Annotated in this window: 30 protein-coding genes; 18 read left to right on the top strand and 12 right to left on the bottom strand. The window is 54.0% G+C overall.

Going from position 1 to position 26,518, the window contains the following annotated elements; genetic code table 11:
• Positions 1-15 precede the first annotated feature (15 nt).
• From HAP95_RS02195 to HAP95_RS02180, 4 genes are all read right to left on the bottom strand, one after another.
• A complete protein-coding gene (locus HAP95_RS02195) occupies positions 16-2,172 on the bottom strand; it encodes a primosomal protein N' (protein ID WP_215882772.1) in 2,157 nt (718 codons plus the stop codon).
• Between the two features lie 235 nt (positions 2,173-2,407).
• Positions 2,408-3,310: a 4-hydroxybenzoate octaprenyltransferase gene (ubiA, locus tag HAP95_RS02190; protein ID WP_215882771.1), complete on the bottom strand. Its 903-nt coding sequence runs from the start codon at positions 3,308-3,310 to the stop codon at positions 2,408-2,410.
• Positions 3,310-3,834, bottom strand: coding sequence for a chorismate--pyruvate lyase family protein (locus HAP95_RS02185; RefSeq protein WP_226832442.1), 525 nt, complete (start codon positions 3,832-3,834; stop codon positions 3,310-3,312). The genes ubiA and HAP95_RS02185 overlap by 1 nt, the downstream gene beginning before the upstream one ends.
• A gap of 1 nt (position 3,835) precedes the next feature.
• The gene (locus tag HAP95_RS02180) at positions 3,836-4,420 is read right to left on the bottom strand and encodes a class I SAM-dependent methyltransferase (protein WP_215882770.1); all 585 of its coding nucleotides are present in this window, start codon (positions 4,418-4,420) and stop codon (positions 3,836-3,838) included.
• A 172-nt stretch (positions 4,421-4,592) separates the two neighbouring features.
• Here HAP95_RS02180 and miaB point away from each other — a divergent pair, with 172 nt between their 5' ends.
• The 5 genes from miaB to lnt are packed head-to-tail and all read left to right on the top strand — an operon-like array spanning position 4,593 to position 9,818.
• A complete protein-coding gene (gene miaB, locus HAP95_RS02175; RefSeq protein WP_215882769.1) occupies positions 4,593-5,948 on the top strand; it encodes a tRNA (N6-isopentenyl adenosine(37)-C2)-methylthiotransferase MiaB in 1,356 nt (451 codons plus the stop codon).
• A gap of 4 nt (positions 5,949-5,952) precedes the next feature.
• Entirely contained in the window at positions 5,953-6,939 is a 987-nt protein-coding gene (locus tag HAP95_RS02170) for a PhoH family protein (RefSeq protein WP_215882768.1), read from the top strand.
• Positions 6,936-7,433, top strand: a complete 498-nt coding sequence (gene ybeY / locus HAP95_RS02165; protein WP_215882767.1) for an rRNA maturation RNase YbeY — start codon at positions 6,936-6,938, stop codon at positions 7,431-7,433. Before HAP95_RS02170 ends, ybeY begins: the two co-directional genes overlap by 4 nt.
• The gene (locus HAP95_RS02160) at positions 7,426-8,301 is read left to right on the top strand and encodes a CorC family transporter (RefSeq protein ID WP_215882766.1); all 876 of its coding nucleotides are present in this window, start codon (positions 7,426-7,428) and stop codon (positions 8,299-8,301) included. Before ybeY ends, HAP95_RS02160 begins: the two co-directional genes overlap by 8 nt.
• Positions 8,298-9,818 (top strand): apolipoprotein N-acyltransferase, encoded by a 1,521-nt coding sequence (lnt, locus tag HAP95_RS02155; RefSeq protein WP_215882765.1) that lies wholly within the window; start codon positions 8,298-8,300, stop codon positions 9,816-9,818. Before HAP95_RS02160 ends, lnt begins: the two co-directional genes overlap by 4 nt.
• Here the strand turns inward: lnt and pmbA are convergent.
• Positions 9,787-11,133, bottom strand: a complete 1,347-nt coding sequence (pmbA, locus tag HAP95_RS02150; RefSeq protein ID WP_215882764.1) for a metalloprotease PmbA — start codon at positions 11,131-11,133, stop codon at positions 9,787-9,789. The two genes, lnt and pmbA, sit on opposite strands and share 32 nt — an antisense overlap.
• A gap of 365 nt (positions 11,134-11,498) precedes the next feature.
• Here pmbA and HAP95_RS02145 point away from each other — a divergent pair, with 365 nt between their 5' ends.
• Complete coding sequence (locus HAP95_RS02145) at positions 11,499-11,726, top strand: bacterioferritin-associated ferredoxin (protein ID WP_215882763.1); 228 nt, start codon at positions 11,499-11,501, stop codon at positions 11,724-11,726.
• Positions 11,727-11,821: 95 nt separating this feature from the next.
• Positions 11,822-12,310, top strand: a complete 489-nt coding sequence (bfr, locus tag HAP95_RS02140; RefSeq protein WP_215882762.1) for a bacterioferritin — start codon at positions 11,822-11,824, stop codon at positions 12,308-12,310.
• Here bfr and HAP95_RS02135 read toward each other — a convergent pair.
• On the bottom strand, positions 12,307-12,834 hold the full coding sequence (locus HAP95_RS02135; protein WP_368356537.1) for a GTP-binding protein: 528 nt from the start codon (positions 12,832-12,834) through the stop codon (positions 12,307-12,309). The two genes, bfr and HAP95_RS02135, sit on opposite strands and share 4 nt — an antisense overlap.
• Positions 12,835-12,958: 124 nt before the next feature.
• Between HAP95_RS02135 and HAP95_RS02130 the strand changes: the two genes are divergently transcribed.
• Positions 12,959-13,150: a hypothetical protein gene (locus tag HAP95_RS02130; protein WP_215882760.1), complete on the top strand. Its 192-nt coding sequence runs from the start codon at positions 12,959-12,961 to the stop codon at positions 13,148-13,150.
• Positions 13,151-13,187: 37 nt separating this feature from the next.
• Here the strand turns inward: HAP95_RS02130 and HAP95_RS02125 are convergent, their stop codons facing one another.
• The gene (locus HAP95_RS02125) at positions 13,188-14,390 is read right to left on the bottom strand and encodes a carbohydrate porin (protein WP_215882759.1); all 1,203 of its coding nucleotides are present in this window, start codon (positions 14,388-14,390) and stop codon (positions 13,188-13,190) included.
• Positions 14,391-14,580: 190 nt separating this feature from the next.
• Between HAP95_RS02125 and HAP95_RS02120 the strand changes: the two genes are divergently transcribed.
• From HAP95_RS02120 to HAP95_RS02105, 4 genes are read left to right on the top strand one after another with little or no spacing between them, the layout of a single operon-like run.
• Positions 14,581-15,537, top strand: coding sequence for a metal ABC transporter solute-binding protein, Zn/Mn family (locus tag HAP95_RS02120; RefSeq protein ID WP_215882758.1), 957 nt, complete (start codon positions 14,581-14,583; stop codon positions 15,535-15,537).
• A 4-nt stretch (positions 15,538-15,541) separates the two neighbouring features.
• Positions 15,542-16,363, top strand: coding sequence for a metal ABC transporter ATP-binding protein (locus tag HAP95_RS02115; RefSeq protein WP_215882757.1), 822 nt, complete (start codon positions 15,542-15,544; stop codon positions 16,361-16,363).
• Between the two features lie 4 nt (positions 16,364-16,367).
• On the top strand, positions 16,368-17,249 hold the full coding sequence (locus tag HAP95_RS02110) for a metal ABC transporter permease (RefSeq protein WP_215882756.1): 882 nt from the start codon (positions 16,368-16,370) through the stop codon (positions 17,247-17,249).
• 2 nt (positions 17,250-17,251) lie between these two features.
• Positions 17,252-18,070: a metal ABC transporter permease gene (locus tag HAP95_RS02105; protein WP_215882755.1), complete on the top strand. Its 819-nt coding sequence runs from the start codon at positions 17,252-17,254 to the stop codon at positions 18,068-18,070.
• A gap of 163 nt (positions 18,071-18,233) precedes the next feature.
• Here the strand turns inward: HAP95_RS02105 and HAP95_RS02100 are convergent, their stop codons facing one another.
• The gene (locus HAP95_RS02100) at positions 18,234-18,476 is read right to left on the bottom strand and encodes a HigA family addiction module antitoxin (protein WP_226832439.1); all 243 of its coding nucleotides are present in this window, start codon (positions 18,474-18,476) and stop codon (positions 18,234-18,236) included.
• Between the two features lie 195 nt (positions 18,477-18,671).
• The gene (locus HAP95_RS02090; RefSeq protein WP_215882754.1) at positions 18,672-19,475 is read right to left on the bottom strand and encodes a helix-turn-helix transcriptional regulator; all 804 of its coding nucleotides are present in this window, start codon (positions 19,473-19,475) and stop codon (positions 18,672-18,674) included.
• A 120-nt stretch (positions 19,476-19,595) separates the two neighbouring features.
• On the opposite strand from HAP95_RS02090, the gene HAP95_RS02085 reads away from it, so the two are divergent.
• Genes HAP95_RS02085 through HAP95_RS02065 form a run of 5 tightly spaced genes read left to right on the top strand, consistent with a single transcriptional unit; the run spans position 19,596 to position 22,918 of the window.
• A complete protein-coding gene (locus HAP95_RS02085; RefSeq protein ID WP_215882753.1) occupies positions 19,596-20,357 on the top strand; it encodes a class I SAM-dependent methyltransferase in 762 nt (253 codons plus the stop codon).
• A gap of 44 nt (positions 20,358-20,401) precedes the next feature.
• The gene (gene leuC / locus HAP95_RS02080) at positions 20,402-21,814 is read left to right on the top strand and encodes a 3-isopropylmalate dehydratase large subunit (RefSeq protein WP_215882752.1); all 1,413 of its coding nucleotides are present in this window, start codon (positions 20,402-20,404) and stop codon (positions 21,812-21,814) included.
• Positions 21,795-21,962 carry a hypothetical protein gene (locus HAP95_RS02075; protein ID WP_215882751.1) on the top strand — a complete coding sequence of 56 codons (168 nt, stop codon included), beginning with the start codon at positions 21,795-21,797 and terminating at the stop codon, positions 21,960-21,962. The genes leuC and HAP95_RS02075 overlap by 20 nt, the downstream gene beginning before the upstream one ends.
• Positions 21,962-22,591 (top strand): 3-isopropylmalate dehydratase small subunit, encoded by a 630-nt coding sequence (gene leuD / locus HAP95_RS02070; RefSeq protein ID WP_215882750.1) that lies wholly within the window; start codon positions 21,962-21,964, stop codon positions 22,589-22,591. The genes HAP95_RS02075 and leuD overlap by 1 nt, the downstream gene beginning before the upstream one ends.
• A 15-nt stretch (positions 22,592-22,606) precedes the next feature.
• Positions 22,607-22,918 (top strand): hypothetical protein, encoded by a 312-nt coding sequence (locus HAP95_RS02065; RefSeq protein WP_215882749.1) that lies wholly within the window; start codon positions 22,607-22,609, stop codon positions 22,916-22,918.
• Positions 22,919-22,929: 11 nt separating this feature from the next.
• Here HAP95_RS02065 and pdxH read toward each other — a convergent pair whose 3' ends face one another.
• Genes pdxH through HAP95_RS02050 form a run of 3 tightly spaced genes read right to left on the bottom strand, consistent with a single transcriptional unit; the run spans position 22,930 to position 25,028 of the window.
• The gene (pdxH, locus tag HAP95_RS02060; protein ID WP_215882748.1) at positions 22,930-23,586 is read right to left on the bottom strand and encodes a pyridoxamine 5'-phosphate oxidase; all 657 of its coding nucleotides are present in this window, start codon (positions 23,584-23,586) and stop codon (positions 22,930-22,932) included.
• A gap of 24 nt (positions 23,587-23,610) precedes the next feature.
• A complete protein-coding gene (rpiA, locus tag HAP95_RS02055; RefSeq protein WP_215882747.1) occupies positions 23,611-24,270 on the bottom strand; it encodes a ribose-5-phosphate isomerase RpiA in 660 nt (219 codons plus the stop codon).
• Complete coding sequence (locus HAP95_RS02050) at positions 24,267-25,028, bottom strand: type 1 glutamine amidotransferase domain-containing protein (RefSeq protein WP_226832437.1); 762 nt, start codon at positions 25,026-25,028, stop codon at positions 24,267-24,269. Before HAP95_RS02050 ends, rpiA begins: the two co-directional genes overlap by 4 nt.
• A 519-nt stretch (positions 25,029-25,547) precedes the next feature.
• Between HAP95_RS02050 and HAP95_RS02045 the strand changes: the two genes are divergently transcribed.
• A complete protein-coding gene (locus tag HAP95_RS02045) occupies positions 25,548-26,513 on the top strand; it encodes a COX aromatic rich motif-containing protein (RefSeq protein WP_215882746.1) in 966 nt (321 codons plus the stop codon).
• Positions 26,514-26,518: the final 5 nt, after the last annotated feature.

Raw genomic sequence — 26,518 nt, 5'->3', positions numbered from 1 at the left:
CTCATCACGCCGGAATCAAAGCATGAATTGCGGGTCGACATCGACAAACCAGCGCACCCTACGGGCTTCTGGCAGCTGCTGACAGCAGGGCAGCCAGGTTTTAAGGGCCTTCTGCATGATCCGGCGTGTGGGAGCTTCTATCCATAATTCAGCGCGCTCAAAACCGGCCCGTCTTTCCAGAAGTGCGGGCTGCGGTCCGCTGATTTCCAGCGAATCAGGAGCGCAGGCTTTTGCCGCTTCCAGGAAGGCCTGAATGGCTGCTCGTTGATGGGCTTCAGCACACATAAGGGTCAGGGCTGTGCTGGGAGGAAGGCTTGCTTGCAGGCGTTCTTCCAGGAGTAACTGGGCGGCTTGCTGATAGTCTCCCTCACTGAGTCTCTGGATCAGGGGATGATGGGGTAGGTGGGTTTGCAGAAGGACGCGTCCGGGTCGGTCTTCGCGACCTGCTCGCCCCGCCACTTGCAGAACCATCTGCAGCAAGCGCTCGGGAGCCCGAAAATCGGCACTGAATAGGCCTTGATCCGTGTTGACGATGCCGACCAGCGTGACGGCTGGAAAATGATGGCCTTTGGCGAGCATTTGTGTGCCAACCAGGATGGCGGGTTGATTTTGATGGATCTGCTCCAGTACGGCGGAAAAAGCCTCCCGTCCGGGTAACGCATCCCGATCAATACGCCAGACTGGAGTTTCGGGAAAGCGTTGGCGCAGGATTCCTTCCAGTTGCTCGGTTCCCTGTCCGGCAGTAATCAGCGCAGTGCTGTGGCATTCCGGACAGTCTTGAGGCCAACGTGAATCGTAACCACAATGGTGACAGCGCAGGCGTTCCTGGTGACGATGCCAGGTGAGGGCGGCACTGCAGCGTGGGCAGTGCAGGACATGGCCACAATCATGGCAGAGTACGGCAGGCGCATAACCCCGTCGGTTCAAAAACAGCAAGACCTGATTCCCCGCCGCAAGCGTTTCTGTGCAGGCGTTTAGAAGATCGCTGGAGAGCCCCCCCTGAAGATATTGGCGGCGAAGTGCAATAATCGTGATGCCTGGCAGGGGCGCGTTGGTAGCGCGTTGCCGTAACTGCAGACTTTGATAACGTCCCTGCTGGACATTGTAGAGACTTTCCAGAGAGGGCGTGGCCGAACCGAGAATCACCGGAATATTCTCCAGTTTGGCCCGCTGAATGGCCATGTCTCGGGCGGAATAGTGCCAGCCCCGGTGTTGCTTGAAAGAGGGATCATGTTCTTCGTCAATGACAATACAGGCCAGCTTCGGCATGGGAACAAACAGGGTAGAGCGGGTGCCGATGAGCAGTTGTATATGCCCCATGGCCGCCAATGCCCAGATGCGCAAGCGTTCGGTGTCGGTCTGGGCGGAATGCAGTGCGGCGACCGCTGCCTTGCCAAAGCGGGCCTGACAGCGGGCCAGCAGCTGTGGGGTAAGACCGATTTCCGGGACGAGAATAAGCACCTGCCGACCGGCTTCCAGATGGGGACGGATTGTTTCGAAGTAGACTTCGGTTTTGCCGCTTCCGGTAACGCCATCCAGTAGCCAGCAGGTAAAGCCTTGGGTAGCCCGTAATTGGGTGATGGCAATGCGCTGTTCTTCATTCAGCGGGTAGGGAAGCGGTTGCGCAGTCACCCAGGGAGCGGGAAGGGCGAGGGCTTCCACCCAGCCGTTTTGAAGCGCCTGGCGAAGGACAGGTCGTAAGCGTGCTGGTACTTCTGTTTCGGTGGTAGGGTTTGCGGTGCCGAGCAGGATTATCAGGGCTTCCTGCAGTTTGCCGGGGCGTGCAGGCGTTTGTTCAGGCTGGGTGAGTTGATAAGCCTGTGCTGCGGGCCGGGGCAAAGGCCGGCCCTGACGGAGTAGCGCCGGGAGGGCGGCAGCCCAGACATCGCCCAGAGGATGCTGGTAATAATGCGCACCAAAATTCAGAAGCTGCTGCAAGGATTCCGAAAGCAGGGGCCGCGTATCGAGAACAGCCTCAATGGGTTTCAGGGTGATTTCCGGTGGACAGTGGTCATATCCCACCAGAATACCAATGCGGCTTTTTTGACCAAAAGGGACACGCAGGCGTACGCCGAGAGGCAGGCGTTCCGGATTTTCCGGCAGAGCATAGGAAAATATCCGGGGCAGGTGACCCAAAACAGCCACTTGCAGGCAGGCAGTCTCAGTGGGCATTAAAGTTGCCCACAAGTTCTGTGGATAAGTCTGTGCATGGACCTCAGAAAAACACGCATATGCCTAGTGCTTCAAGACCTTAGCTGGCTTGCCCAAAAAAGTGGCAAGGGTAAATAATAAATAAAAACAATTAGATGACAATTTTCAACAATAACTTAACAGCGCTGCTCTGGCTTTTATCGGTTTATGAGTAAACTGTGTATAAGTTTTTCAAAAACGCACAAGATTCTCCGTTTTAGCCCCAGACTCCCGGTATGGGCAAGCTTGCCGATGGCGCCAAACCGGCCACTATTCCCCAAAACAGAACCAGCCCAATCCAGTTGTTGTGCAAAAAAGCGCGAAAAGCCAGATCTCTGTCACCTCCCAGCAACCCTTGTTCATAAGCGCCGAGAACCAGCGCCACGAGCAAGGCAAACCAAAAGGGCCAGTGCATTTGGGTACTGACGCCAATACCGACAAATACGCATAACATCACCAGTTGCAGACCGGCGATAATATGACGATCCCAGCGGCCAAACAAAATGGCTGTAGATTTGATGCCAGCCTTCAGGTCATCCGGACGATCCGCCATGGCATAGGCCGTATCATAGGCGACCACCCAGCAGGCATTGGCGAGCATCAGCCACCAGGCCATACCTGGAACGGTCCCTCTGGTTGCCGCAAAAGCCATGGGAATACCAAAGGAAAAGGCAATGCCCAGGTAAGCCTGGGGAAGATGCGTGAAGCGTTTGAACAGGGGATAGGTAATGGTAATGAATACTGCGCCACCGGCCAAAGCCAGACTGAGCAGATTCAAAAAAGGCAATAAGGCTGCTGCTAGCAGGCAGAGCAACACAAAGAGACGTAAAGCTGCAGCGGGACTGATGAGTCCTGCTGCCAGTGGCCGGTGCCGGGTGCGTGCTACCTGTTTATCAAAATCCCGATCAAAATAATCATTGATGACACAGCCTGCCGAGCGCATCAGCCAGGTTCCCAGGGTAAAAATCACAAACAGGCGCAGGGAGGGCGTCCCTTTGGCTGCCAGCCAGAGTCCCCAATAGGTTGGCCAGAGCAATAACAGCGTACCAATAGGGCGGTCCATGCGCATCAGTGCCAGATAGGCGGAAAAACGCTGATGAAACGGGATTGGATCATTCATCAGCGCCGACCTCGACCCGCCCAAGGGGGTAAGTCTGGCAGGAAATGTTCTTCAACCAGCACTTCAGTATGACCTCGGCGTAAAATGGAGCGTCGTCGCCAGACACGTTGGCCGAAGCGCGGCAAGGCCTCCATGGTGATGGGGGAGCGGCGCAAGCGGCGATGCCGAAACAGGGTGTTGCCGATGGGACGGGAACCATGGCGCGCCAAGGGAAGCAGACCATGGCGCAGCCCGCAAAGCGGTATGGTGGTCATGGCCCATATGGCGGGCCGATCCGGATCTCCAGCGTGGAGAAGTACTTCCCGCCAGAAAATGCGCTCGCCCCGCTTTAAATGCAAAAGCCGCTGTTCACTATAAGTCGGGTTTCGGCGTCCACTCCCTATAAGCAGCGCAGTAACCCGATGGGTATGACCATAGGCGCGTTGAAGTGCTGCAGTCAGCGATGCCGGGAGCGCCAACCAGGGCCATAAATGGCTTGGCGCATGATCCAGTGCTGCGGTTTTGTAAGCCATGATTCGGGGCAAATCAGACCAATCCTTTGCCGTGAAAAATAAATTGATCAATGCGGGCGGGAGGTAAATTGCGCAGCACCATGGCGGGGCGTCCGCGTCGAAACTCAGTGGGCAAGCCCTGGCAGGAACTGCGGAAATGATAGGTAAACTGAATAAATACCGTGCCCTGCTGGCTGACTGCCGGGAGTTGCTGAAAAATACGGGCGACGATTTCCTGGGGAATGGTGCGGAGCGGCAGGCTGGAAACAATGGCCCGGACCTTGCCACGATGGGCAATCATTTCCTGGAGTCGGGCAGCATCGCCTTCGATGACTTCCAGTTGCGGAAAGTGATGGCGCAGATGGTGGACCATCGTCGGGGCCTGTTCCACCAGCACCAGATCACTGGCATCTATACCCCGGGCGAGCAGGGCCTTGGTGACAGGCCCCATGCCGGGACCGAGTTCAATCACCAGTCCCGGTCCATCCGGGACCATAGCGGCCATGCGTCTGGCGAGAAAAGGAGAACTGGGTAGTACCGCGCCAATGGTCTGGGGGTCGCGTAAAAACTCGCGGGTAAAGTGCCAAGCCTGGGATACCGGCCCGGAAGATCTGGACATGGATTTTCTCCACCGGATAAAGGGCAATGCACGGATTTGCGCAGAACCCATATGAACGGTCAATACTCTAGCATGGGCGGCATGTAGAGCGAAACTGAGCGAAACGGGGCCCTTGTCAATCCGGGTTGCTGGCCCTATCATCGCGATAAGGCCGCTTTTTTCCGGAAATGCATTGCAAAATCTGTTTATTAAAACCTACGGTTGTCAGATGAATGAATATGACTCCGAGCGCATGGCGGATCTGCTGGCGCAGAGTCATGGACTGAAATTGGTAGAAGATCCCCAGCAGGCTGATGTGCTTTTGCTCAACACCTGTTCCATTCGTGAAAAAGCTGAAGATAAGGTGTTCACCCAATTGGGATTCTGGCGTCCGTTCAAGGAAAAGCGCCCGGAAGTGATTATTGGCGTGGGAGGCTGCGTAGCCAGTCAGGAAGGCGCAAAATTGCGTCGTCGTGCCCCTTACGTCGATCTGGTGTTTGGTCCGCAGACCCTGCACCGTTTGCCTGACCTGCTCGATGCCTGTGTGGCTGAACGCCATCCTCAGGTGGATGTGGATTTTCCGGTTCTCGAAAAATTTGACCGCCTGCCCCAGCGTCCCGGTCGCGATGGTGCCACGGCTTTCCTGACCATTCAGGAAGGCTGCGACAAGTTTTGTACTTTTTGTGTGGTGCCCCATACCCGGGGGCGTGAATATAGTCGTCCCATGCCCGATATTATCCGTGAGGCACGCAGTCTGGTTGATCAGGGGGTGCGTGAAATCACCTTGTTAGGGCAAAACGTCAACGCTTACCGTGGCGCGACGGGCTTGATTGGCGAAGGTGGCCTTGCCGAATTGCTGGAAAGACTTTCCCGGATTCCGGGTTTGCTGCGCCTGCGCTATACCACCTCTCATCCCAGTAATCTGGATGATGAACTGATTGCCGCTCACGGTTCTATCGAAAAACTGGCTCCGCATCTGCATTTGCCGGTGCAGAGCGGTTCAGACCGGATTTTGCGGCGTATGCACCGCAAGCATAGTGTCGAGCAATATCTGGAAAAAATTGCTCGCCTGCGGGCGGCACGTCCGGGCATACAAATTTCATCAGATTTCATCGTCGGATTTCCGGGTGAAACCGAGGCGGATTTTGCGGCCACCATGGACTTGATTGAGGCCGTGCGTTTCGACCAGTCCTACTCCTTCAAATACAGTCAGCGGCCCAATACCCCCGCCCTGAAACTCAAGGACAGTGTTCCTGAAGTGGAAAAAGATGCCCGTCTCGCCATTTTGCAGGGACGTATCAACGGGTTGGCCCAAGCATACGCCCAGAGTCTGGTGGGTACACTTCAGGCGGTATTGATTACCGGTCCTTCGCGCCGTGATCCGCGTGAAGTGACCGGGAAAACCGCCTGCAACCGCTCAGTCAATCTGCCCGGCAACCCTGACTGGGCAGGGCAAATGATGGATATAGAAATTACGGCCGCCTTGCCCAATAGTCTGCGTGGTCGTCTCACGCCGTCCAATCCTGCGGCACATCGTCTTGCCGTATAATCCCATGGAGCCTCCCAGTAAGAATCCCGCCGTCAGTCATGGTGATTTTATCGCTGAACAGGCCAGCGCCGGTGTTCTGTCGGAAATGGCTGGCGAACTGGACAGCCATCTAAGGCAACTGGAATCCCGGCTGGGCGTTGTCATTCTTCCGCGTGGGGAACGTTTCCATATTACCGGTCCGCAAGCGGCGGTGCAGGCGGCAAAAACGGTTCTGACTGAGCTCTATGCTCAGGTAGTTCAGGGCCGGAAGCTCTCCAGTCACTGGGTGCATCAATGTATTCAGCGTGTTCAGGTGGAAGCCGAAGCTGAAACGCAGGAAGCGTCGGAATCCCCAGGGGTGCAAACGCTCAAAGGGACTATTCGGGGTCGAGGGTTGCGTCAACGCCGCTATCTGGATTCCATCCGGCATAATGACCTGACTTTCGGCATCGGTCCGGCCGGTACGGGAAAAACCTATCTGGCCGTTGCAGCGGCCGTGGAGCAAATTGAACGCAATCAGGTGCGCCGCCTGGTGTTGGTGCGTCCCGCTGTCGAAGCTGGTGAACGGCTGGGTTTCCTGCCCGGCTCTTTGAGTGAAAAAGTTGATCCCTATTTGCGCCCCCTCTACGACGCGCTGCATGAAATGATTGGCTACGAGAAGGTGGCGAAACTCATTGAGCGGCAAATTATTGAAGTGGCACCACTGGCTTACATGCGCGGACGGACTCTCAACGACGCCTTTATCATTCTCGACGAGGCCCAGAATACGACTCCGGAGCAGATGAAAATGTTTTTGACCCGCATGGGTTTCGGCGCAAAAGTGGTCGTCACTGGCGACGTCACCCAGATTGACCTTCCGCGCGGCCAGCTTTCCGGGCTGGTCCAGGTGCTGGATGTGCTGGACGCCATGCCGGGAGTGGAAATGGTCTTTTTTGAAAGCGCCGATGTGGTCCGTCATCCGCTCGTGGCCCGCATCATTCAGGCTTATGATCGCTTTGGAGATAAGGCATGAGCGGGCTTTATTTGCGCCTATCCGTGGATGATTCCGTGGAGCCGGCTGCTATTCCTTCCCGCAACAAGGCCAGGAGTGCCATCCTTCAGGCGCTGACGGTTGCGACCCCGCGATCACCGGACGCAGGGCGCATGGCCGAAATATCCCTCGCCTTTGTGAGTAATGCGGAAATCACCCAATTGAATGCCCACTATCGGCAGCAGGAAAAACCGACCAATTGTCTGTCTTTTCCCCAGGATCCCCTGCCTCCAGTGTTCCGCCGCGACCTGCTGGGAGATATTGTGATTGCCCCGGCCGTGGTACTTCAGGAAGCGGCCGAGCAGGGGAAAACTTTGTTGAATCATTATCGCCACTTGCTGATTCACAGTACGTTGCATTTGTTGGGCTATGACCATGTGGCAGACCACGAAGCGCAGATCATGGAACAACTGGAAACCCGATTACTGGCTGAAATGGGTGTGGCCGACCCCTACCTGAACCAAATACATGAGTGAAGATCGAAGTACGCAGGAGCGCCCACGGAGTTGGTGGGCGCGTTTTACCCAGTCCCTGCGCGGTAATGTGGAAGATCAGGACAGTTTGCTGGATCTGGTCCGGGAGGCTGGCGAGCGGCAGGTGATTGATGCCGAAGCCGCGCGCATGGTGGATGGGATTTTTCGGATGGGCGAATTGACCGTCCGCGACGTGATGATTCCCCGCGCCCAGATGGAAGTGATTGAGATGGATATGCCGTTGCCGGAAATCATCGCCAGGGTTTCGGAAGTCGGGCACTCGCGTTTTCCGGTGGTGGGAGAGGATCGCGACGACGTGCACGGTATCCTGCTGGCCAAGGATTTACTTCAGGCCTGTCGTTCGGGCATGTCCATGCCACGGTTGGGAGAGTTGTTGCGACCGGCGACGTTTATTCCTGAAAGCAAACATCTGGATCACCTGCTCTATGAGTTTCGTACCGGTCGTCACCACATGGCGGTAGTGGTCGATGAATATGGTGGGGTGGCTGGCCTTATTACCATCGAGGATGTTCTGGAAATCATCGTCGGGGAAATCGAAGACGAATATGACATTGACGAAGATGTCATGATAGCCTCACGGGAAGACGGCGACTTTCTGGTGAATGCGCTGATTCCGCTGGAGGATTTCAATGAACATTTTGCGGCGCATCTGGCAGATGGGCACGCGGACACGTTGGGTGGTTGGGTAGCTACCCGTCTCGGGCATGTGCCGAGGGTGGGCGAAGTGATTGAGGAGGGTAATTTGCGACTGGAAGTGTTAAGGGCCGATCGACGCCGGGTACAAATTGTCCGGGTGTCTCCTCCGCGCAGTGCAGCCCTGCCCGAATTGCCCAATCAGGATAGTGCATGATTCACGATTCCGTCAGAACCTGGGCGTTTCCTTTGCGGCTTCTGGCCGCATTAATTTTGGGCGCGCTCTGGCCTTTGGCTTTTGCCCCTTTTAATGACTGGTTTCTCGCCATCATTCTGCTTTTTGCGCTGTTCTGGCTGGCTACCACGGCTGAACGTCCCCGGCGGGCGGCCGCTTTGGGATACGCTTTTGGTTTCGGGGCGTTTTGTAGTGGAGTCAGCTGGATATCCATCACCCTGCACAATTTTGCCCATATGGACTGGCTACTTGCGGGTGGGGCGGTGGCGCTGCTGGCGGCATATTGCGCCATTTATCCGGCTTTGGCCCTATGGCTGGCTATCCGTTTTTTTCGGGGAAATGCGCGGCTTGTCGCCTTACCGGTGTTGTGGATATTTGCGGAATGGTGTCGAGCCCGGTTCTTCACGGGCTTCCCCTGGCTGGCTACAGGATATACGCAGACTCATGTTTTCCTGGGTGGTTTCTCCGCCTGGCTGGGACAGTATGGGGTCGGACTCGCCACCGCCGGTTTTGCCACTATTTTGTTATGGATGTTGCGCGAATCTCAATCCAAACGGGCACTGCTCGGCGGTGTTTCCGCCTTGCTGGTGCTTTCCGGAGTGGCTCTGGCGGCAGGGTCAGTCAGCTTCACCCATCCCGTCGGGCACAAGCTCCGAGTCAGCTTGCTGCAGGGTAATATTCCGATCACCGAAAAATGGAATGGTGCAGCCATCAGCCAGATACTGCACCATTATGTACAACTGATTTTGCAGACCCCCAAAAATAGCCAGCTGGTGGTTTTGCCGGAAACCGCCTTTCCCATTTTTCAGACAGAAATTCCTGAACTGATTAGTCAGTTACAGGAATGGTCGGCGCGGAATCACAAGATTCTGATTATCGGCATTCCCGAGGCGGCAGATGGCAAATACTACAACGCTGCCATGGAAATTGACGGGAACGCCCCTCTGCGCTGGTACCAGAAAGAACATCTGGTGCCTTTTGGTGAATATATTCCCTTGCCGCACCTGCTGGGTCCTTTGGTCCACCACTTTTTACCGGGTTTGGGGAGTTTTTCCTTTGGGCATGGCCCTTATGTTCTGCCCGTAGATGGACAAAAGGCCGGCATGACCATTTGTTATGAAGAATCTTTTTCGCGTGATGTCCGCAAGGGGGTCAATGAAGGGGCGACCTTTTTGCTCAATATCAGTGATTATGCCTGGTATGGGCATAGTATCGCTGCTGCCCAGAGTATGCAGATGGCCGCCATGCAGTCCCGTCAGGAGCAGAAACCGGATGTGCGGGATACCAATACCGGTATAACCACGCTGATTTCTCCCCACGGCGAAATCCGCACCCAGCTTCCGCAATTTGTGGTGGGCACTCTGAACGGTTCGGTGCAGCCCATGGCCGGAGAGACTCCCTATGGCCGTTGGGGGAGTCTGCCCTACCTGCTACTGAGCACTTTGCTCATGCTTTTGGCCATAGGGCTTACTCGCCGGCAATCACCATCTCGTCAATGAGAACGGAAGAACAGCCGGTGTTGCCATGGGTAAGCAGGTCGTTGCCGACCATCTGCATGCCCTTGAACATAGCCTGCAGGCTACCAGCAATGGTGATCTCCTCCACCGGATATTGAATCTCGCCATTTTCTATCCAGAAGCCGGCAGCACCGCGTGAATAGTCGCCGGTGACCATGTTGATCCCAAAACCGATCAGTTCGGTGACCAGTAAACCCCGTCCCATTTCCCGGATCATTTCCTGCAGCGATTGGCTGCCGGGCTCCAGGGTCAGATTGTGGGCACCTCCGGCATTTCCGGTGGTCGGCATCTGCAACTTGCGGCCACTGTAACTGTCGAGGATATATCCTTGCAGAACGCCTTTGGAAATAATGTCGCGATTGCGGGTGGCTACGCCTTCCGAGTCAAAGCTGGCACTGCCCAGCCCCCTGGGGCGCAAGGGTTCTTCATAAATGCGAATATGTTCCGGAAACAGGGTCTTGCCCAGGCTGTCTACCAAAAATGAACTTTTACGATACAGACTACCACCACTGATGGCACTGGCCAGGTGTCCAAGAATGCTGGAAGCCACCTGATTTTCAAAAATTACCGGTGCCCTGGTGGTGGGCAGCTTGCGGGCATCCAGACGCCGCACCGCCCGTTCAGCGGCGATTTTGCCGATACTTTCCGGGCTGGCCAATGCGCTGGCATTGCGAGCTACATCATACCAGTAGTCCCTTTGCATGCCGCCTTTCAGGTCTTCGGCAATGACTGAGCAGGACAGGCTATGCTGGGACGATTGTCTTTTCCCCACAAAACCCAGACTGTTGGCGTAAACAGAAAGGCCTTCGCTCGTGCCCAGGCTTCCGCCTTCAGAATTGTGAATACGTGGATCGCTATCCCGGGCAGCAGCCTCGCAACGGCGTGCCAACTCTGCGGCCGTATCGGCGTCTATTGACCAGGGATGATAAAGATCCAGATCGGGGAACTCGCGGGCGAAAAGCTCCGGATCAGCCAGGCCCGAAAAGGGGTCTGCGGAGGTGTGACGGGCAATGGTGAGCGCGGCTTCCACGGTTTCCGCAATGGCCTTGCGGGAAAAATCAGAGGTGGAGGCGCTACCTTTGGACTGCCCCAGGTAGACCGTCACGCCCATGCCTTTATCCTGATTGTACTCAATGGATTCCACTTCGCCGAGGCGGACAGTAACAGAAAGCCCCTTGCCCGTACTTGCTGCCGCTTCTGCTGCAGTTGCCCCCTGTTTGCGGGCGAGAACCAAAATGTCCTCGCTGATCTGGAACAGGGTTTCGGCATTCAGGGTGGAATGGGGGGCTTGGCTCATGGGGGTGGGTCTCGCTGTGAATGAAAGAATCCCGACATCTTACTCCCAAGCCATCCGATGGAGAAAGAGAATGACTGATGAATGACTGTTGAACCTAAAAAATGGCCGTTGGGTCTGCAGGCTTTTTGCTCCATTGTTCCTTGCCTGTTGTTCTACGGCTCATCCTGCTGTCAGGAGAGAACTCGCCCTGCGGGCTCAAACAGCTCTCCTGACGGGCGCAGGATTTCGCCAAGAACAACAACGGCTCGAAACAAAAGTCGCTGCAAAGCCTGCAGACCCAACGGCCATTTTTTAGAGATAATGTTATTGACATGCATTATCATTTGCGTTTGAATGTTGTGTAAGAGTTTTTCATGAGACTAGCTATGTATATATGTCTATGTAATGCTGTCACCGAAAAAGACATTCATCAGGCTGTTTGTGAGGGTGCCTGTTCCATGCGGGATCTACGCCAACAGTTAGGTGTGGCTTCCCAGTGCGGGCGTTGTGCGACTTGTGCCAAAGCGGTTCTGGATCAGGAAATGCAGCATGCCAAGGTCGTGCAGTATCCCATGCATCAGCATCCCCGCCCCGCACTCAAACAGGCGGTATAACCTGTTTGATTGGTTCAGGGATTGCCGCCTAGGTTTGGCAAATACGCTATAATTTCCCTAAGGTTTTAGATGAACGATTCAATAAGGAGCGCGTCATGAAAGGGGATAAAAAAGTTATTCAGTTGTTGAACAAAGCGCTGGCCATTGAGCTGACGGCCATTAATCAATATTTTCTGCATGCCCGCATGTACAAAAACTGGGGACTTTTTGCTTTGGGTAAGCATGAATATGCGGAATCCATTGAAGAAATGCAGCATGCCGACAAACTGATCGAACGTATTTTGTTTCTGGACGGCCTACCCAATCTGCAGGACCTGAATAAATTACTCATCGGTGAAAATGTGGCTGAATGCCTGGCTTGTGACTTGAAACTGGAAGAAGCCGGCCGCGCCCATTATGTCGAGGCCATTCATTATTGCGAATCGGTCAAGGACTACGTCTCGCGCGAGATTCTCGTTGAAATTCAGGAACAGACCGAAGAGCATATTGACTGGCTGGAAACCCACATTGATCTGATCGACAAAATGGGTTTACCCAACTTTATGCAAACGGCCTCGGGTCCTTTGGGTGCTGGGGCCGATTAATCATTCCAAAGCGCATCCAGAGGATGAAAGGGGCGGCGAGCGGCAAAATGAAAACTGCCAATCCCATATTCCGTACTTTCCGGAATATGTTCCCCGCGCATTTCCATCAACCATCCGGGGGCCTGGCTGGCTTCTTCAAAGTCAAAAAGACCGGTTTGCAGTACGCGATTGACAGGAACCCGACCAAACTCGGAAATTTCAATGCGCGCCTGAGGATTCAGCGCCTTCAAAATAGCCATCAAGCTCTGCTGTTCTTCCGGGCTGATGAGGTCCACCTTGTTCAGCACCAGCACATTGCAGAATTCAATCTGCTCAATCAGGAGGTCGGTAATGGTGCGTTCATCTGCCAATAAGGCCACCTCCTCAAGCAGATCTTCCCGGAGCGTGCAGCAGATGCAGCCATTGGACATTTCAACGACTTTTTCTTCCGTGCGTGATAGTTGCGCGCGCCCTTCACGGACCAGGGCGGCATCAATATTGATTTCACTCATGTCATTGACAATAACTGCGACGCTTCGGTTGATGTTACAGTCAGTAGTAATGACAGGCTATAATTAAAACTGTAGCGAGCTGACTGAATTTCTATTTTGTTCCTGGTCTTGCAAAGAATAAGATTAATGATGTGTTAATTGACACAGGAGATCGATAATGGATATGCATTCAATGAGCATGCAGGCGATGACCAGCAGCATGCATTATATTTCTGATGGACAAACCGCTGCAGGGATCATAGTGACAGGATTGATTGCCTTCGCCTTTTTTGGGTTGGCTGCAGCGCTGTTCATGCGCGCTGCGCGCGCCGAGGCAAAAAAAGAGGCACAAGAGGCAAGCAAGCACTAAAAGCCATCATGGCATTTAGAAGCCTGTTGTTTAGTTTTTAAGCGTGTAAATGATAGTGCCAACCCAGTCGGATAATGGCGACGAAGGCATTGGGGATAGTGTTCCCGGGGCTGGCACCGGGGTTGACGATATATTGCAGGTCGGGCTGAATATAAAAATCCTTGAAAATTGGCTGTTTGAAGTTCACTTCCAGACTGGTTTCTGCAGCTCCCGTGTTCGAACCGGATTGGCGTTGCCAGGCGCGGGCCATGCCCAGGCTCAGGGTAGAGCCGGGTGAGCCTAGAATGAAATGTCGCAGCCGCAATCCTGCGCCCACATAGGCATTCACCGGTGAAACGGTTGCGGCATTGGGGGCTCCGCCACCTTGCAGGAAAACCCCCCAGTTCATCTGATCGGCTTTCCAGCGATACTCGGCGGTACCGTAAAAACCGCCCTGACTGGTAGAAGTACCGATGCCAATATTTTGCGTGAGGTAAGGGCCGTAGATGTGGTTGTAATAGCCTCCGGCCTTGAGCATCGCCGTGCCAGGACCGATGGGAATGCTTTGATCGACTTCACCATAATAAATCATTCCGTCACTGCCTCGGGGCGCACGGAAGGGATGGACGCCATCCGCACCAAACACGCCCGCCATCACCGTGGTATTGCCCCAGCTCGCTGAAGCCATGGCCCCGAGACTGGAATAAGGATAAGTGGGCGTGAAGGGAATGTTGGCCGAAATGATGGGGTAAATACCATAAGAGGCATTGAACAGTTCGCCTGCTACTCCGGTATCATTGAAATAGTCGTTAGGATTGAGCAAGCCGAGGCGCAAGGTATTGCCGCCGAATTTTTGTCGATAATAAGCCTTATAGAGATGGGCCATATGTTGATAGGGCGTAGTGAGATTGGATACGCCTTGTAGATCACCAATGTACAAACTGTCGGGGTTGCTGCTGCCCGCAGCAAGTCCTTCCACTACAAAAAGACCTCCTTGCCACCAACCGGCCTTACCGGTATGCAGGGCTAGTCCACCTTTCCAGAGCCCGGTTGCGGTGGTGCCGGTGCTGATGCCGCCGCTCAGATTGGAAACGCCTTCTACCTGACCATGCATGACCAGGGAAATCCCCCGCCACCAGTTTTGGTGCGCTGCTTCGGGGATGGACTGCCCCGTACTGGCAGCCCAGGCGGGAGCAGTAGATACGCAGAAAAGAATGCTACTCAAGAGAATATGGCGGAAACGGCTTTGCTGGCGAAGCATTAATTCTCCCTTAATTTAACGAATACTATAGTAATGATAACGATTATCGATAGCAACTGTAATAACAGTGTTTTTATCAGTGCGATGGGCCGCTTGACAGTTATAACATGGTACTTTAATGTGCAACACAGTTGCATATAAGTATGACGCACAAACATTCCGTTATCAACATCACTTCAGGAGAAGTAACATGCAGCACACTGAATCCAATAAATTATCACTATCCAATCTGTCCGGGCGGTATGCCTGTGCCGGGCGTCGTTTTCTGCCCTTGCTGTCCTTGTTGGTGGGTCTGGGTGCTGCACAAATGGCCGCAGCAGACACCATTCATGCCGTGGGGGTGGAAAATCAATATGCTAATGTCATTAGCCAGATTGGTGGAAAATATGTTCAGGTGAGCGCCATTGAGAGTAATCCCAACACGGATCCCCATGCTTTTGAGGCGAGCCCGGCTGTGGCCAGACAAATTGCGGCTGCCCAGTTGGTGGTTCGTAACGGCGTGGGTTATGACAGTTGGGCCAAAAAAATTCTGGCGGCTGATCCTAATCCCAAGCGTCAGGTGATTGTGGTTCAGGATCTTTTACATTTACCCGACAGCACCAAAAACCCGCATCTCTGGTACAAACCGGAAACCATGCCTGCGGTGGTCAAGGCGGTTGCGGCGAGCTTGAGTAAGCTGGATCCTGCCCATGCGGCTTTTTTCAAGGCCAATGTTCAGAAGTTTGATGCTTCGCTCAAGCCCTGGTACGCCGCCATTGCCAGTTTCAAAGCAAAATATCCCCATACTCCGGTAGCGGTTACCGAACCCGTGGCGGATTACATGCTGCAGGCGGCAGGCTGCGATCTGAAAACCCCCTGGAATCTGCAGGCGGCAATCATGAATGGGACCGATCCGGCACCCCAGGATGTCAGCATCCAGAATCAGCTTTTCAAAAATCATCAGGTCAAGGTGTTTCTGTATAACCAGCAGGTCACTGACTCCCTGACAGCGTCTTTCCTGAGTGATGCCAAGGCTGCACATATTCCGGTTGTGGGCGTTTATGAAACCATGCCAACCGGGTACACTTATCAATCCTGGATGCTCGCAGAAGTGAATGCCCTGCGCGCAGCCGTAGAACAGGGTACCTCTACGACGGTGTTGAAATAATATCTTGACCAATCAGAGTCCGATTCTTGCGGTCGCCGATCTTTCTGTGGATCTGGGCGGCCGCAGTATTTTACGGGATGTCAGTTTTGACCTGTATCCTGGGCAGCTCTGCGCCCTGATTGGTGAAAATGGGGCGGGTAAAACCACCCTGTTACGTACCTTGCTGGGCTTGATTACCCAGCGTGCTGGCACGGTGCTGATCGGCGGTGCGCCAGCTCGGGAACATCGGGAGCTGGTGGGCTATGTTCCCCAGAAAATCAATTTTGATCCGGATCTGCCCTTGCGCACCCGTGATTTGGTGCGTTTGGGGCTGGATGGCCAGCGTTTGGGGCTGCCGTTTTTTAACGGACGCACCCGCTACGCGGTGGATCAGGCGCTGCAAGCCGTGGGCGCGGAGGACTTTGCCGATCAGCGGGTTGGGGAATTATCGGGGGGGCAGCAGCAGCGTGCCGTCATCGCCCATGCTCTGGTTCGCAAGCCGCGTCTGCTGATTCTGGACGAACCGCTGGCAAATCTCGATTTTGGTAGCGCCAATGCACTGGTAGATCTGCTGGGACGCTTGATTGTCCAGCAGAAAATGACGGTGCTGGTGACTGCCCACGACATGAATCCGCTGATTCCGGTGATGGACCGTCTGGTGTATCTGGTAGACGGGCGCGCCGCCACCGGCACGGTTGCCGAGGTCGTGCAAGCGGAGGTGCTCAGCAAGCTTTACGGTTATCCCGTGTCGATCCTGCATCATGGCGGGCGGATTCTGGTGCTGCCCGACGCCCCCGAAAATGCCGATGTGGCCAATATGAATCGTTGTGCGGGTCACGGAGTGTGAGCAGATGTTTGCTTTTTTAAGCAGTCAGCCGGTGCAAACTGCGCTCATTGTGGGCAGTTGCGCGGCGTTGGTCAGTGCCCTGATTGGGGTGTTCACCGTGTTGCGTGGAAATGCCTTTGCCGGCCACGCCCTGGCAGATGTCAGTAGTGCCGGAGGAGCCGCTTCGTTTTTATGGGGTATCAGCCCCTTGCTGGGTTTTCTCGGCATGGCCTGGATTGCTGCATTCGGGATGGAATTTCTGGGGGTCCGCAAGGCGCGGGAAAGAGATTTGGCGACCGGCATTGTGCTGGGTGCCGGCCTGGGGTTTTCCGCGCTGTTTTTATATCTGGATGTCACTACCACCAGTACTACCGGTGCCGCTGTATCGGTGATGTTCGGGTCTTTATTCGCCATTTCGCGAGGCTTGATCTGGCCGGCCATCCTGGCGGTACTGGCGGTGTTTTTGCTGGTTGGCTTGTTTTATCGGCCGCTGATCCTGACAGCGGTGGACCCGGATCTGGCGACTTTGCGGGGCGTTTCCCCACGTTGGATGGGTTTGCTACAACTTCTGGTATTAGGACTGGCCGTTGCGGTTTGTGCTCTGGCTATTGGCGCGGTTCTGGCGACGGCACTCCTGATCGGCCCTGCCGGAGCGGCGATTCGCCTGAGCCGACGTCCTGCCCAGGCTATTTTCTGGGCGATGATTATTGCTCTGACGGCGGTCTGGTTGGGAATCTGGATGGCCTATGAAAGTTATTACTGGTTTTCCGGCAATGCCTGGCCTGTCAGTTTTTTTGTGGTTGTCCTGATTTTTCTGTTTTATCTGCTGGCTATGCTCGGTTCTTCGTGGCAACACAAATACCAGCGCCGGGGTATTACGTCCTTGCGCCGCCTTCAGGAGCCTTAGCCGTGTTTTCCAGTTTTATGATCAACACCTGGATTGCGGGCACTGCCATCGCCCTAGTAGCAGCACTTGTCGGTTATTTTGTGGTCATTCGCCATTCGGCCTTTGCGGCTCATGCCTTGCCGTTGGGAGCTTTTCCGGGGGCGGCGGCGGCTAATCTGCTCGGAGTGAATCCCTTTGTTGGTCTGCTGGTTTTTGTGGGAATGGGTGTCCTGCTCTTGCGTCAACTGGCCCGTATAGGGCGGCGTGACGTGGGAACCGGACTGCTACTGGTGCTTTTTCTGGGCGTCGGTGCGCTGTTTCTCAGCATGACCAGTGAATACGCACCTGAGGTATTTTCTCTGCTTTTTGGTGAGATGCTGGGCGTCAGCGATGCGGATTTGTGGCCCATACTGGGGATTTGCGCCCTTGTCTCGGTGGTCATGATCACTATTTTCCGCCCCTTGCTGCTGGATTCCAGTTTCCCTGATCTGGCTGCTTTACAGGGGATTTCTGCAGCACGTATGGATCTGATTTTTTTAAGTCTGCTGGCGCTGGTGACGGCTTCAGCCCTGCCAGTAGTCGGTGCCTTTCTGGTGTTTACCTTGTTGGTGGGGCCGCCTGCTGCTGCCCAGTCGCTGAGTATCCACCCGCTGCGCAGCCTGCTCCTGGCGGTAATTTTTGCCGAGAGCAGCATCTGGTCAGCCATTGCGCTGTCTTATTGGACCAACTGGCCCATCGGTTTTTTTGTCGGCATGCTGGGCGCCGGACTTTTTACCCTGGCCCGCAGTTATCGTCACTGGAGTCAGCGACAGCGCCCGGCCGTGCAGGTTTCTAGTTTGTGAACACTAGAACCTTCGGATGGCTGCGATTGCTGCAGGGTAAATCAAATGGTTGCAATTCTCTAATATTGTTCTCATAAAGACTGATACATTTTACAGTCATGTTGACAAGATTTGGGACCAAGATGGTCAACCTGCCAGAGTCGTTACCAGCGGATCCTGGTCGTTACGCCGCATGAACGTCGTATCGTTGAATTTTATTGAGAATTGCTTGCATGGCGTGGCGCGTCACGGCGAGATCGTAATCGGTTTGCAGGCCCACCCAGAAACCATCGCTCATCCCGAAAAACCGGGACAGCCGCAGCCCGGTATCCGGGGTAACGGCCCGCTTTCCCATCACGATCTCCACGTCCCAGGCGTTGCTGTCGCGCCATACGAAGCAAATCCGCCACTGATCATTGCTGCGCATGCTCCATTGGCTGACGTCTATTTCCCGTATGAAAGGTGAGTGTGTTCAATAGAAACAGTTTGTTAGTATCAAGTAACTTGATATCTTAGGGTCGAAAATAAGTGAGCTATCATTAGAACAAATTTACCGTGCCGCTGCATCCCAGCCATTCGCAACTATCCATACTATCCATCAAAAAACAATTTCCCAATCTGATCACGAATCCACTGCTTCCTGATATGGCAACAAAATCACCAGTTTCATATCCGTATGCGCCGCTGGTAATAAGGTGCTTTGCTCATACACCACCCGCCCATGTACTGGGTGTTGGAATACCCGGCGGCCGCCTTCTCTTTCCACTACATCCTGAGCAGGCCAGAGCTCGGCAAATGTGCGGCTCTGACTTTGCAGTTGGGTGATGATTCGGGCCATTTCGGGATCATCCAGGTGTTTGCCGACATCTGCACGAAACTCGGCAACCAGACGTCGGCAACGGCTTTGCCAATCATCGACGAAGCTTCTGGCGCCGGGGTCGAGGAACAAAAATTCCAGTAAATTGGGAGGCTTTTTCTCAGGAGCCGGGCTGACTGGTAACCAGCCCACAAAATGTGTGGCGGCGGCCGTATTCCAGGCAATGACATTCCAGTAGCGATCCAGGATATACACGGGATATTGCAGGATTTTGAGAAGGTGGAGCAGGGCGGGCGCTACGGCAGAAGGGGGCGATTCCAGCTGGGGATCAGCCTTGCCCGCAAGATGAAACAGATGCTGCCGTTCGGCATGGGATAGTTGCAGTACCGTGCTGAGGCGATCCAGCGTGGGCACGGAAGGCTGCACCGGCCGCCCCTGTTCAATCCAGGTGATCCAGGTGCCACTGACTCCCGAGAGCATGGCGAGTTCTTCGCGGCGTAGCCCGGGAGTGCGACGGCGTCCAAGCGCATTCAGGCCAGCCTGCTGCGGTGTTGTTTTTTCGCGGTGGCGACGAATAAACGCCCCCAAGGCCAGTGAGTCACCAGACATGCATCGGTTCCATGTAAAGCGCAATCATGGTAGTTAATATACCAGTATAAGTACTCATATTGTACCAGTTTGATGGTCTTCTTATGATAGGTGTGTATTTTTTTGGAAGCCTAAAAGCGCATGAATAATCAGCAAAAACTGGTAGAGAAGCAATTCGGCGTGGCGGCGACGGATTATCTCCATAGCCCGGCACATGCACAGGGTGCAGATTTACAGAGTCTGCGTGGAGAGTTTGCCGGACAGTCCACCATGCGGGTGCTGGACCTTGGCTGCGGGGCGGGGCATGCCAGCTTTACTCTGGCGGAAGTCGTCGGGGAAGTGCTCGCAGTGGATCTCTCCAGTGAAATGCTGCGTGTGGTAGCTGACGAGGCGCAACAGCGTGGATTGTCTAATCTCCACACCGAAAAAAGTATGGCAGAATCATTGCCTTTCGCCGATGCTTACTTTGATGGAGTGGTGACGCGCTTTTCCGCCCATCATTGGGCGGATGTCCCTGCGGCTCTTCGGGAAATGCGGCGTGTACTCCATCCTCAGGGAAAATGTGTCATCATTGATGTATGCGCACCCGAAAATCCATTACTGGATACTTTTTTGCAGACGGTCGAAATTTTACGTGACCCTTCTCATGTGCGGGATTACCGGGTTTCAGAATGGCAGGCGATGTTGGCTGCAGCCGGCTGGCAGGTGGCTGATCAGGATACCTGGAAACTGCCCCTGGATTTTGCCAGTTGGATAACCCGAATGCGCAGCCCGGAAGAGCGCGTAACAGCGATCAAAAGCGTATGGGTCGGGGCTCCGACGGAGGTTTGTGAACACTTTGCGCTGCAGCCGAATCATGATTTTTCGCTGGATGTGTGCTGGATGACGGCATGGCCCTTATGAGCGACATTGGTTAATTTTGGATAGGGATGTTTGAGGAGAAGCTTGTGGCAGCAAAAACGCTTTATGACAAATTGTGGGAAAGCCATGTGGTGCATGCGGAACCGGATGTTGCCGTATTGCTTTATATTGACCGGCAGTTGCTGCATGAAGTCACCAGCCCCCAGGCCTTTTCGGGTTTGCGCGCGGCGGGACGCAAAGCCTGGCGGATTGATGCCAATATCGCTACGGCAGACCACAATGTCCCGACCACGGATCGGGCGGCGGGTATTGTCGATCCGACTTCCCGTTTGCAGGTCGACACCCTGGATCAGAACTGTGCGGAATTTGGTATTGAAGAATTCGGAATGCTGGATCCGCGCCAGGGCATTGTGCATGTGATTGCCCCCGAGCAGGGACTCACTCTGCCGGGCATGACCGTGGTGTGCGGCGATTCCCATACGGCGACTCATGGTGCGCTGGGTGCGCTGGCCTTTGGTATTGGTACCACGGAAGTGGAGCATGTGTTGGCGACCCAGTGCCTATGGGCACGCAAATCCAAAAGCCTGCGGGTTTGGGTGGATGGCGAACTGGGTCGGGGCGTCACCGCCAAGGACATGGTGCTGGCCATTATCGGCAAAATGGGTACGGCGGGTGGTACGGGCTACGCCATCGAATTTGCCGGACCAGCCGTGCAGGCTTTGTCGGTAGAAGGGCGCATGACCTTATGTAACATGGCCATTGAAGCCGGAGCGCGCTCGGGTATGGTCGGCGTCGATGCCATAACCATTGATTACTTGCGGGGCCGTCCTTATGCCCCGGTGGGCAGAATCTGGGATCAGGCCGTGGCGGCCTGGAGTGAACTGCATTCGGATGCGGATGCCAGCTTTGATGCAGAAATTCGTCTCCATGCAGCGGATATCGCGCCTCAGGTCACCTGGGGAACCAGCCCCGAGATGGTCGCAGAAATTAGCGCCACCATTCCTGATCCTGCTCGGGAATCCGATATGGTACGTCGTAAGGGCTGGACGGACGCGCTGGCCTATATGGATTTGCAGCCCAATACCCCCCTGTCTGCCATAGCGCTCGACAAGGTTTTTATTGGCTCCTGCACCAACGCGCGCATTGAAGATCTGCGCGCTGCTGCTGCTGTAGCCAAGGGGCATCAGAAAGCCGCTTCGGTAAAAGTGGCGATGGTGGTTCCCGGCTCGGGACTGGTGAAAGCCCAGGCCGAAGCGGAAGGGCTGGATAAAATTTTCAAGGAGGCGGGTTTTGAGTGGCGTGAGCCGGGTTGTTCCATGTGTCTAGCCATGAACGCCGACCGTCTGGAGCCTGGAGAACGTTGCGCCAGTACCAGTAACCGGAACTTTGAGGGGCGTCAGGGAGCCGGTGGCAGAACCCATCTGGTCAGCCCGGCCATGGCGGCAGCGGCCGCGATTGCCGGACATTTTGTGGATGTACGTGACTGGTCTGCACAATAAAAAGCGCGCCCGCTCCTGGGTGTTGCGCATCGCTCTGGGCTTATGCAGCTTGGGGATGGTGGAAATTGGCATTTTTTCGAGCTTGCGCGGTTGCTCGGCAGAAGTGGCTGCCGTGGAATATCTCGTCAAGCGACAGCTGGAGAAATAATGGAAGCTTTTACCGTATTAGAGGCAATTGTCGCCCCCCTGGATCGTCCCAATGTGGACACCGACGCTATCATCCCCAAGCAGTTTCTCAAAACCATTGAGCGACAGGGTCTGGGCAAGCATCTTTTCGATGCCTGGCGCTATCTGGAACAAGACGGCAAACAGGTGGATAACCCGGAATTCATCCTCAATCAGCCGATATATGCAGATGCCCGGATTTTACTGGCCCGGGAAAACTTTGGTTGTGGTTCCAGTCGTGAACATGCTCCCTGGGCGCTGGCAGATTATGGTTTTCGCGCCATCATTGCCCCCAGCTTTGCCGACATCTTTGCAAATAATTGTGTGCAGAACGGGATTTTATTGATTCGACTGTCCGCAGATGAAGTGGATCATTTGTTTCACGAAGTGGCGGCTAACCCCGGTTATCGTTTGCGTATTGATCTGCCGGCTCAGGAGGTGCAAACCATGGGAGATAGTCGCTATTGTTTTCCCATGGATGCCGGACACAAACACAAGTTATTGAATGGCCTGGATGATATTCAATTGACCCTGCAGCATGAAGGGGCCATTCGCGCTTATGAGGCAGCCCGTCGACAATCAGCTCCCTGGTTATTTCGGGATGGTGTTTAAGGAGATTTAATCAATATGATTCAGGATGCAGCGATAGAAGATGAGGGCTTGCAGCCCATTCGTGCCGATGCCGTTATCATCGAAGGGAAAACCAAACGAGGCAAGCCCTGCAAGGTCATTGACAATACCTGTCAGGTTCCCAGGCAGGAGTTGCAGGCGCTACTGGATGACCTGATCGAACAGGAACATTTCGGCCCTTCCGGTTTGAGTATGGCGGGAGGCAACAGCATTCGTATCGGGGCACCGCAATCTGCCCATGTGCAGCTTGGCAACGATATTTATCGCATGATTCTGGTGGATTACGAGGCGCGTATTGAAGTGTTTTGAGCCATGACGGCTCAGGGCATGAGTCGTTCAATCAACCAGGCATGACTCGCGTCATCAGAACGCCGATAAACAAACCGGTCATGCAGGCGGTCACGACGGCCCTGCCAGAATTCAAAGCGTTCGGGAATCAGCCGGTACCCACCCCATGCCGGGTTGCGTGGGACGTTGTCCTCAGGATAGCGCTGCTGTAATTCGGCAACACGCGCTTCCAGATCAGCACGACTGGCGATGACCTGACTCTGGATGGACGCCGCAGCAGAATAACGGCTGCGGCTCGGGCGTTGTTGAAAATAGCTTTCGGCCGCTGCCGTATCCAGGGGTTCTACAGGGCCGTTGATGCGCACCTGACGATCATTTTCCGGCCAGTAGAATACCAGTGCTGCATGCGGGTTGGCGGCCAGTTCCTGACCCTTCTGGCTGCGCTGGTCGCTGTACCAGCAGAGCCCCTGTTCATCAAAATGCTTGAGCAGTACATAGCGCGCATCAGGATGCCCGTCAGCATCAGCCGTAGCCAGCACCATGGCGGTCGCATCAAAAGTGCCCGCCTCCTTTGCGGCCGCCAGCCATGTCGCCAGTTGCTGGAAGGGGTTGCTGTCCAGTTCCTGTCGATGCAACTCCCCGTGGGTAAAGTCTCGCCGGGTACTGCGATGATCGATTTCACCTTCCATATGCATTTCTCTTTTGAGCAGAGCTCAGGCCTTTTTCTCAATGACGCCGTTTTCGCTACCAAAAAGCATCACGTCGGCACGCCGGTGGGCAAAAATGCCGTTGTCCAGCACTCCCGGAATCAGATTGATGGCGGCTTCCATTTTCACCGGATCAGAAAAATCCAGACCGGTGACATCAATGATGGCATTGCCATTATCGGTGGTCACGCCATTGCGCAGGGTAGGGGACCCACCCAGCTTGACCAGTTGTCGGGCGACAAAACTGCGGGCAAAGGGGATCACTTCCACGGGCAGGGGAAATTTGCCCAGCATGGGTTTGTCTTTGCTGGCGTCGGCGATGCAGACGAACAGTCTGGCCGCGCTGGCCACAATTTTTTCCCGGGTCAGTGCCGCGCCGCCGCCTTTAATCAGACGGAAATGCGGGTCGGCCTCATCGGCACCGTCTACATAAACGGGAATATCACCGGTGCTGTTGAGGTCGAGAACATTTAAGCCCTGGGCTTTCAGACGATTTTCGGTGGCAATGCTGGAGGCGACATAGCCATCTACATGAATTTTTGCAGCACCCAGAGCGTCAATGAAAAAGTTGGTGGTTGAGCCTGTACCTACTCCGACCACCATACCGGGCTGGATGTAGGAGAGGGCGGCTTCGGCCGCCATTTTTTTGAGAGCATCTGCATTCATTGCCTGTTTTCCTTGTTAGTCTGAAAAAATAATCGTTGTATAAAAGCTTCCGTCAGTGCCACCGCCGAGGCTGGATTCTGACCACTCAGAATTTGCGCATCATCGACCACATGGCTTTGCCAGGATTCCCCGACACTAACGAGGAATCCCGCATTTCTCAAGTGCTCCTCCAGAGTATAAGGCCAGCGGCCAGCCAGTGCAGTAGCGGCTTCTTCAGCGGCGCTGAAGCAGGTGACCGGATTGCCGGAAAAGGGCGGGGCGCTTTGATCGTGCGCAGTCGCCAATAAGGCAGCGCTCCCATGGCATAAGGTCGCCAGTGCCTTGCGATGATCACGACAATGCTGGAGAAGGCGCGCGACATCGGCAGACTTTGCTAAATCCATTAGCGGACCATTTCCGCCCGGAATAAATAATCCCTGCATCGACTCCAGCTGCTCGGCCTGCAGACTTTGCACGGAAACAGGATGCTCCAGTTCGGGTATGCGCGAGAGTTGCTCCGCCAGTTTAACGGCCTTTTGCCGGTCATTATTGAGATTGGCTATATCCAGACTGTCGGGGTCCACTATCGGGATGTTGCCTTCCGGGGTGCCAATAGACAAAGTCCAGCCAGCGTTTTTCAGCAAATTCCACGGAACGACCAATTCTTCTGCCCAGAAGCCAGTGGGTATTCCGGTGCCATCCCGGAGTTGCAAAACCCGGGCGCTACTGAGCAGAAATAGAATATAGGGCTGCTGGTTCATGGGAAAAGTGTAACACAAAAGCCAGCTGCAACAATAAAAATATATGTAAGGTTAATCTTGTATTTTTATAATATACGCCCGTAAATCAGGTCATTTTAAATATTAATAAAAATACAATAATATATTATTTTTTAGATTGTCTTGTTGATACATTCTAAATCTACTCAATATGAGAGAAGAAATTATAAGCTGATAAACACAACATTAAACATTGAAGTAATGTTTTTTAAATTTTAATTTTCACAATAACAAAATGATTATTATTGATTTTTTGTAATATAACAAAATAAGTGTATTATTATATTCGCAATAAAAAATTAAATATATTCATAGCACTAATGAGATTGTTATTAACCCAAAAATATTTGTGGGGATGTTCTATTGATTTGCAGACTTCTCTGCACTACTTTTACACCCGAGATTCAAATTAGCATAAAAAGTATAAGTTTGTATGGTTTTCATCAAAAGCTGATTGGATAGTAACCGCTATCTTGTTTTATTGCGGATCATCTGTTGTCCGCCAGGGAGAAATACATAATGGATATTAAGTGGAGGAACTGGCTGAAAAAGGGGTGGCGCGCTGCGGCGTTGGCCCCCATTTTGCTGCTGGGTGGATGCGCACATAACCCTTACTGGATATTTGATCCTAAGGGTATCATGGCCAAAACCAACCTGTTTTACATGATCGTGGATGTGGTGATCATGGGTGCGATTGTCGGGCTGACCGCCTTGCTGGTGGTCTGGTTCATGTGGCGCTACCAGAAAGGCAAGAACCGGGGCAAGTATGATCCGCACTGGTCTCATTCCAACACCATTGAAGTGTTTGTCTGGGGTATTCCCATTATTGCCGTCGGATTTCTGTCCTACTTCGCCGTCAAAGGGACTTTCGAAATCAATCCTTACAATCCGACGGTCATCACCCACCATATGAAGCCCAATGGGGACCCGGTGGAGGTGGATGTCATTGCCACTGACTGGCAGTGGTTATTTGTCTATCCGCAATATCACATGGCCGTAGCTAACGAATTGGTCTTGCCGGTGCACACTCCGGTTTTCTTCCGCCTGACCTCCAGTGCCGTGACCACGACCTTTTTCATTCCCCAGCTGGTCGGCATGATTGACGTGATGCCCGGTATGCGCACCAAAAATGCCTTGCTCAGTGATCATGCCGGTGAATACCAGGGTATTGCTTCCGACTTTGCCGGTGCGGGTACTTCCTGGATGACCTTTAAAACCAAAATGGTCGACAAGGCCGATTTTTCTCAATGGGTGCAAAAAGTGCAGCAGGCCCCTGGCAGCATGACCTACGCCAGCTTTAACCGTTTTGCCCAGCCTTACATTGATGTCAATCACCACGTGGTTTACTTCTCTTCAGTCGAACAGGGACTTTTTGATCATGTCATGACTGAAGTGATGCGCGGAAAAACCTGGCCAATCCCGCCGATGATGACGGAAAACATGGTCGACTACATGAAAAAGCAAGCCGCTGAACATCGCGATTAATCGGA

This window comes from Acidithiobacillus sulfurivorans, assembly GCF_018853815.1.
In the GTDB taxonomy this organism is placed as follows: Bacteria; Pseudomonadota; Gammaproteobacteria; order Acidithiobacillales; family Acidithiobacillaceae; genus Acidithiobacillus; species Acidithiobacillus sulfurivorans.
This window is presented reverse-complemented; position numbering and strand designations above follow the sequence as displayed.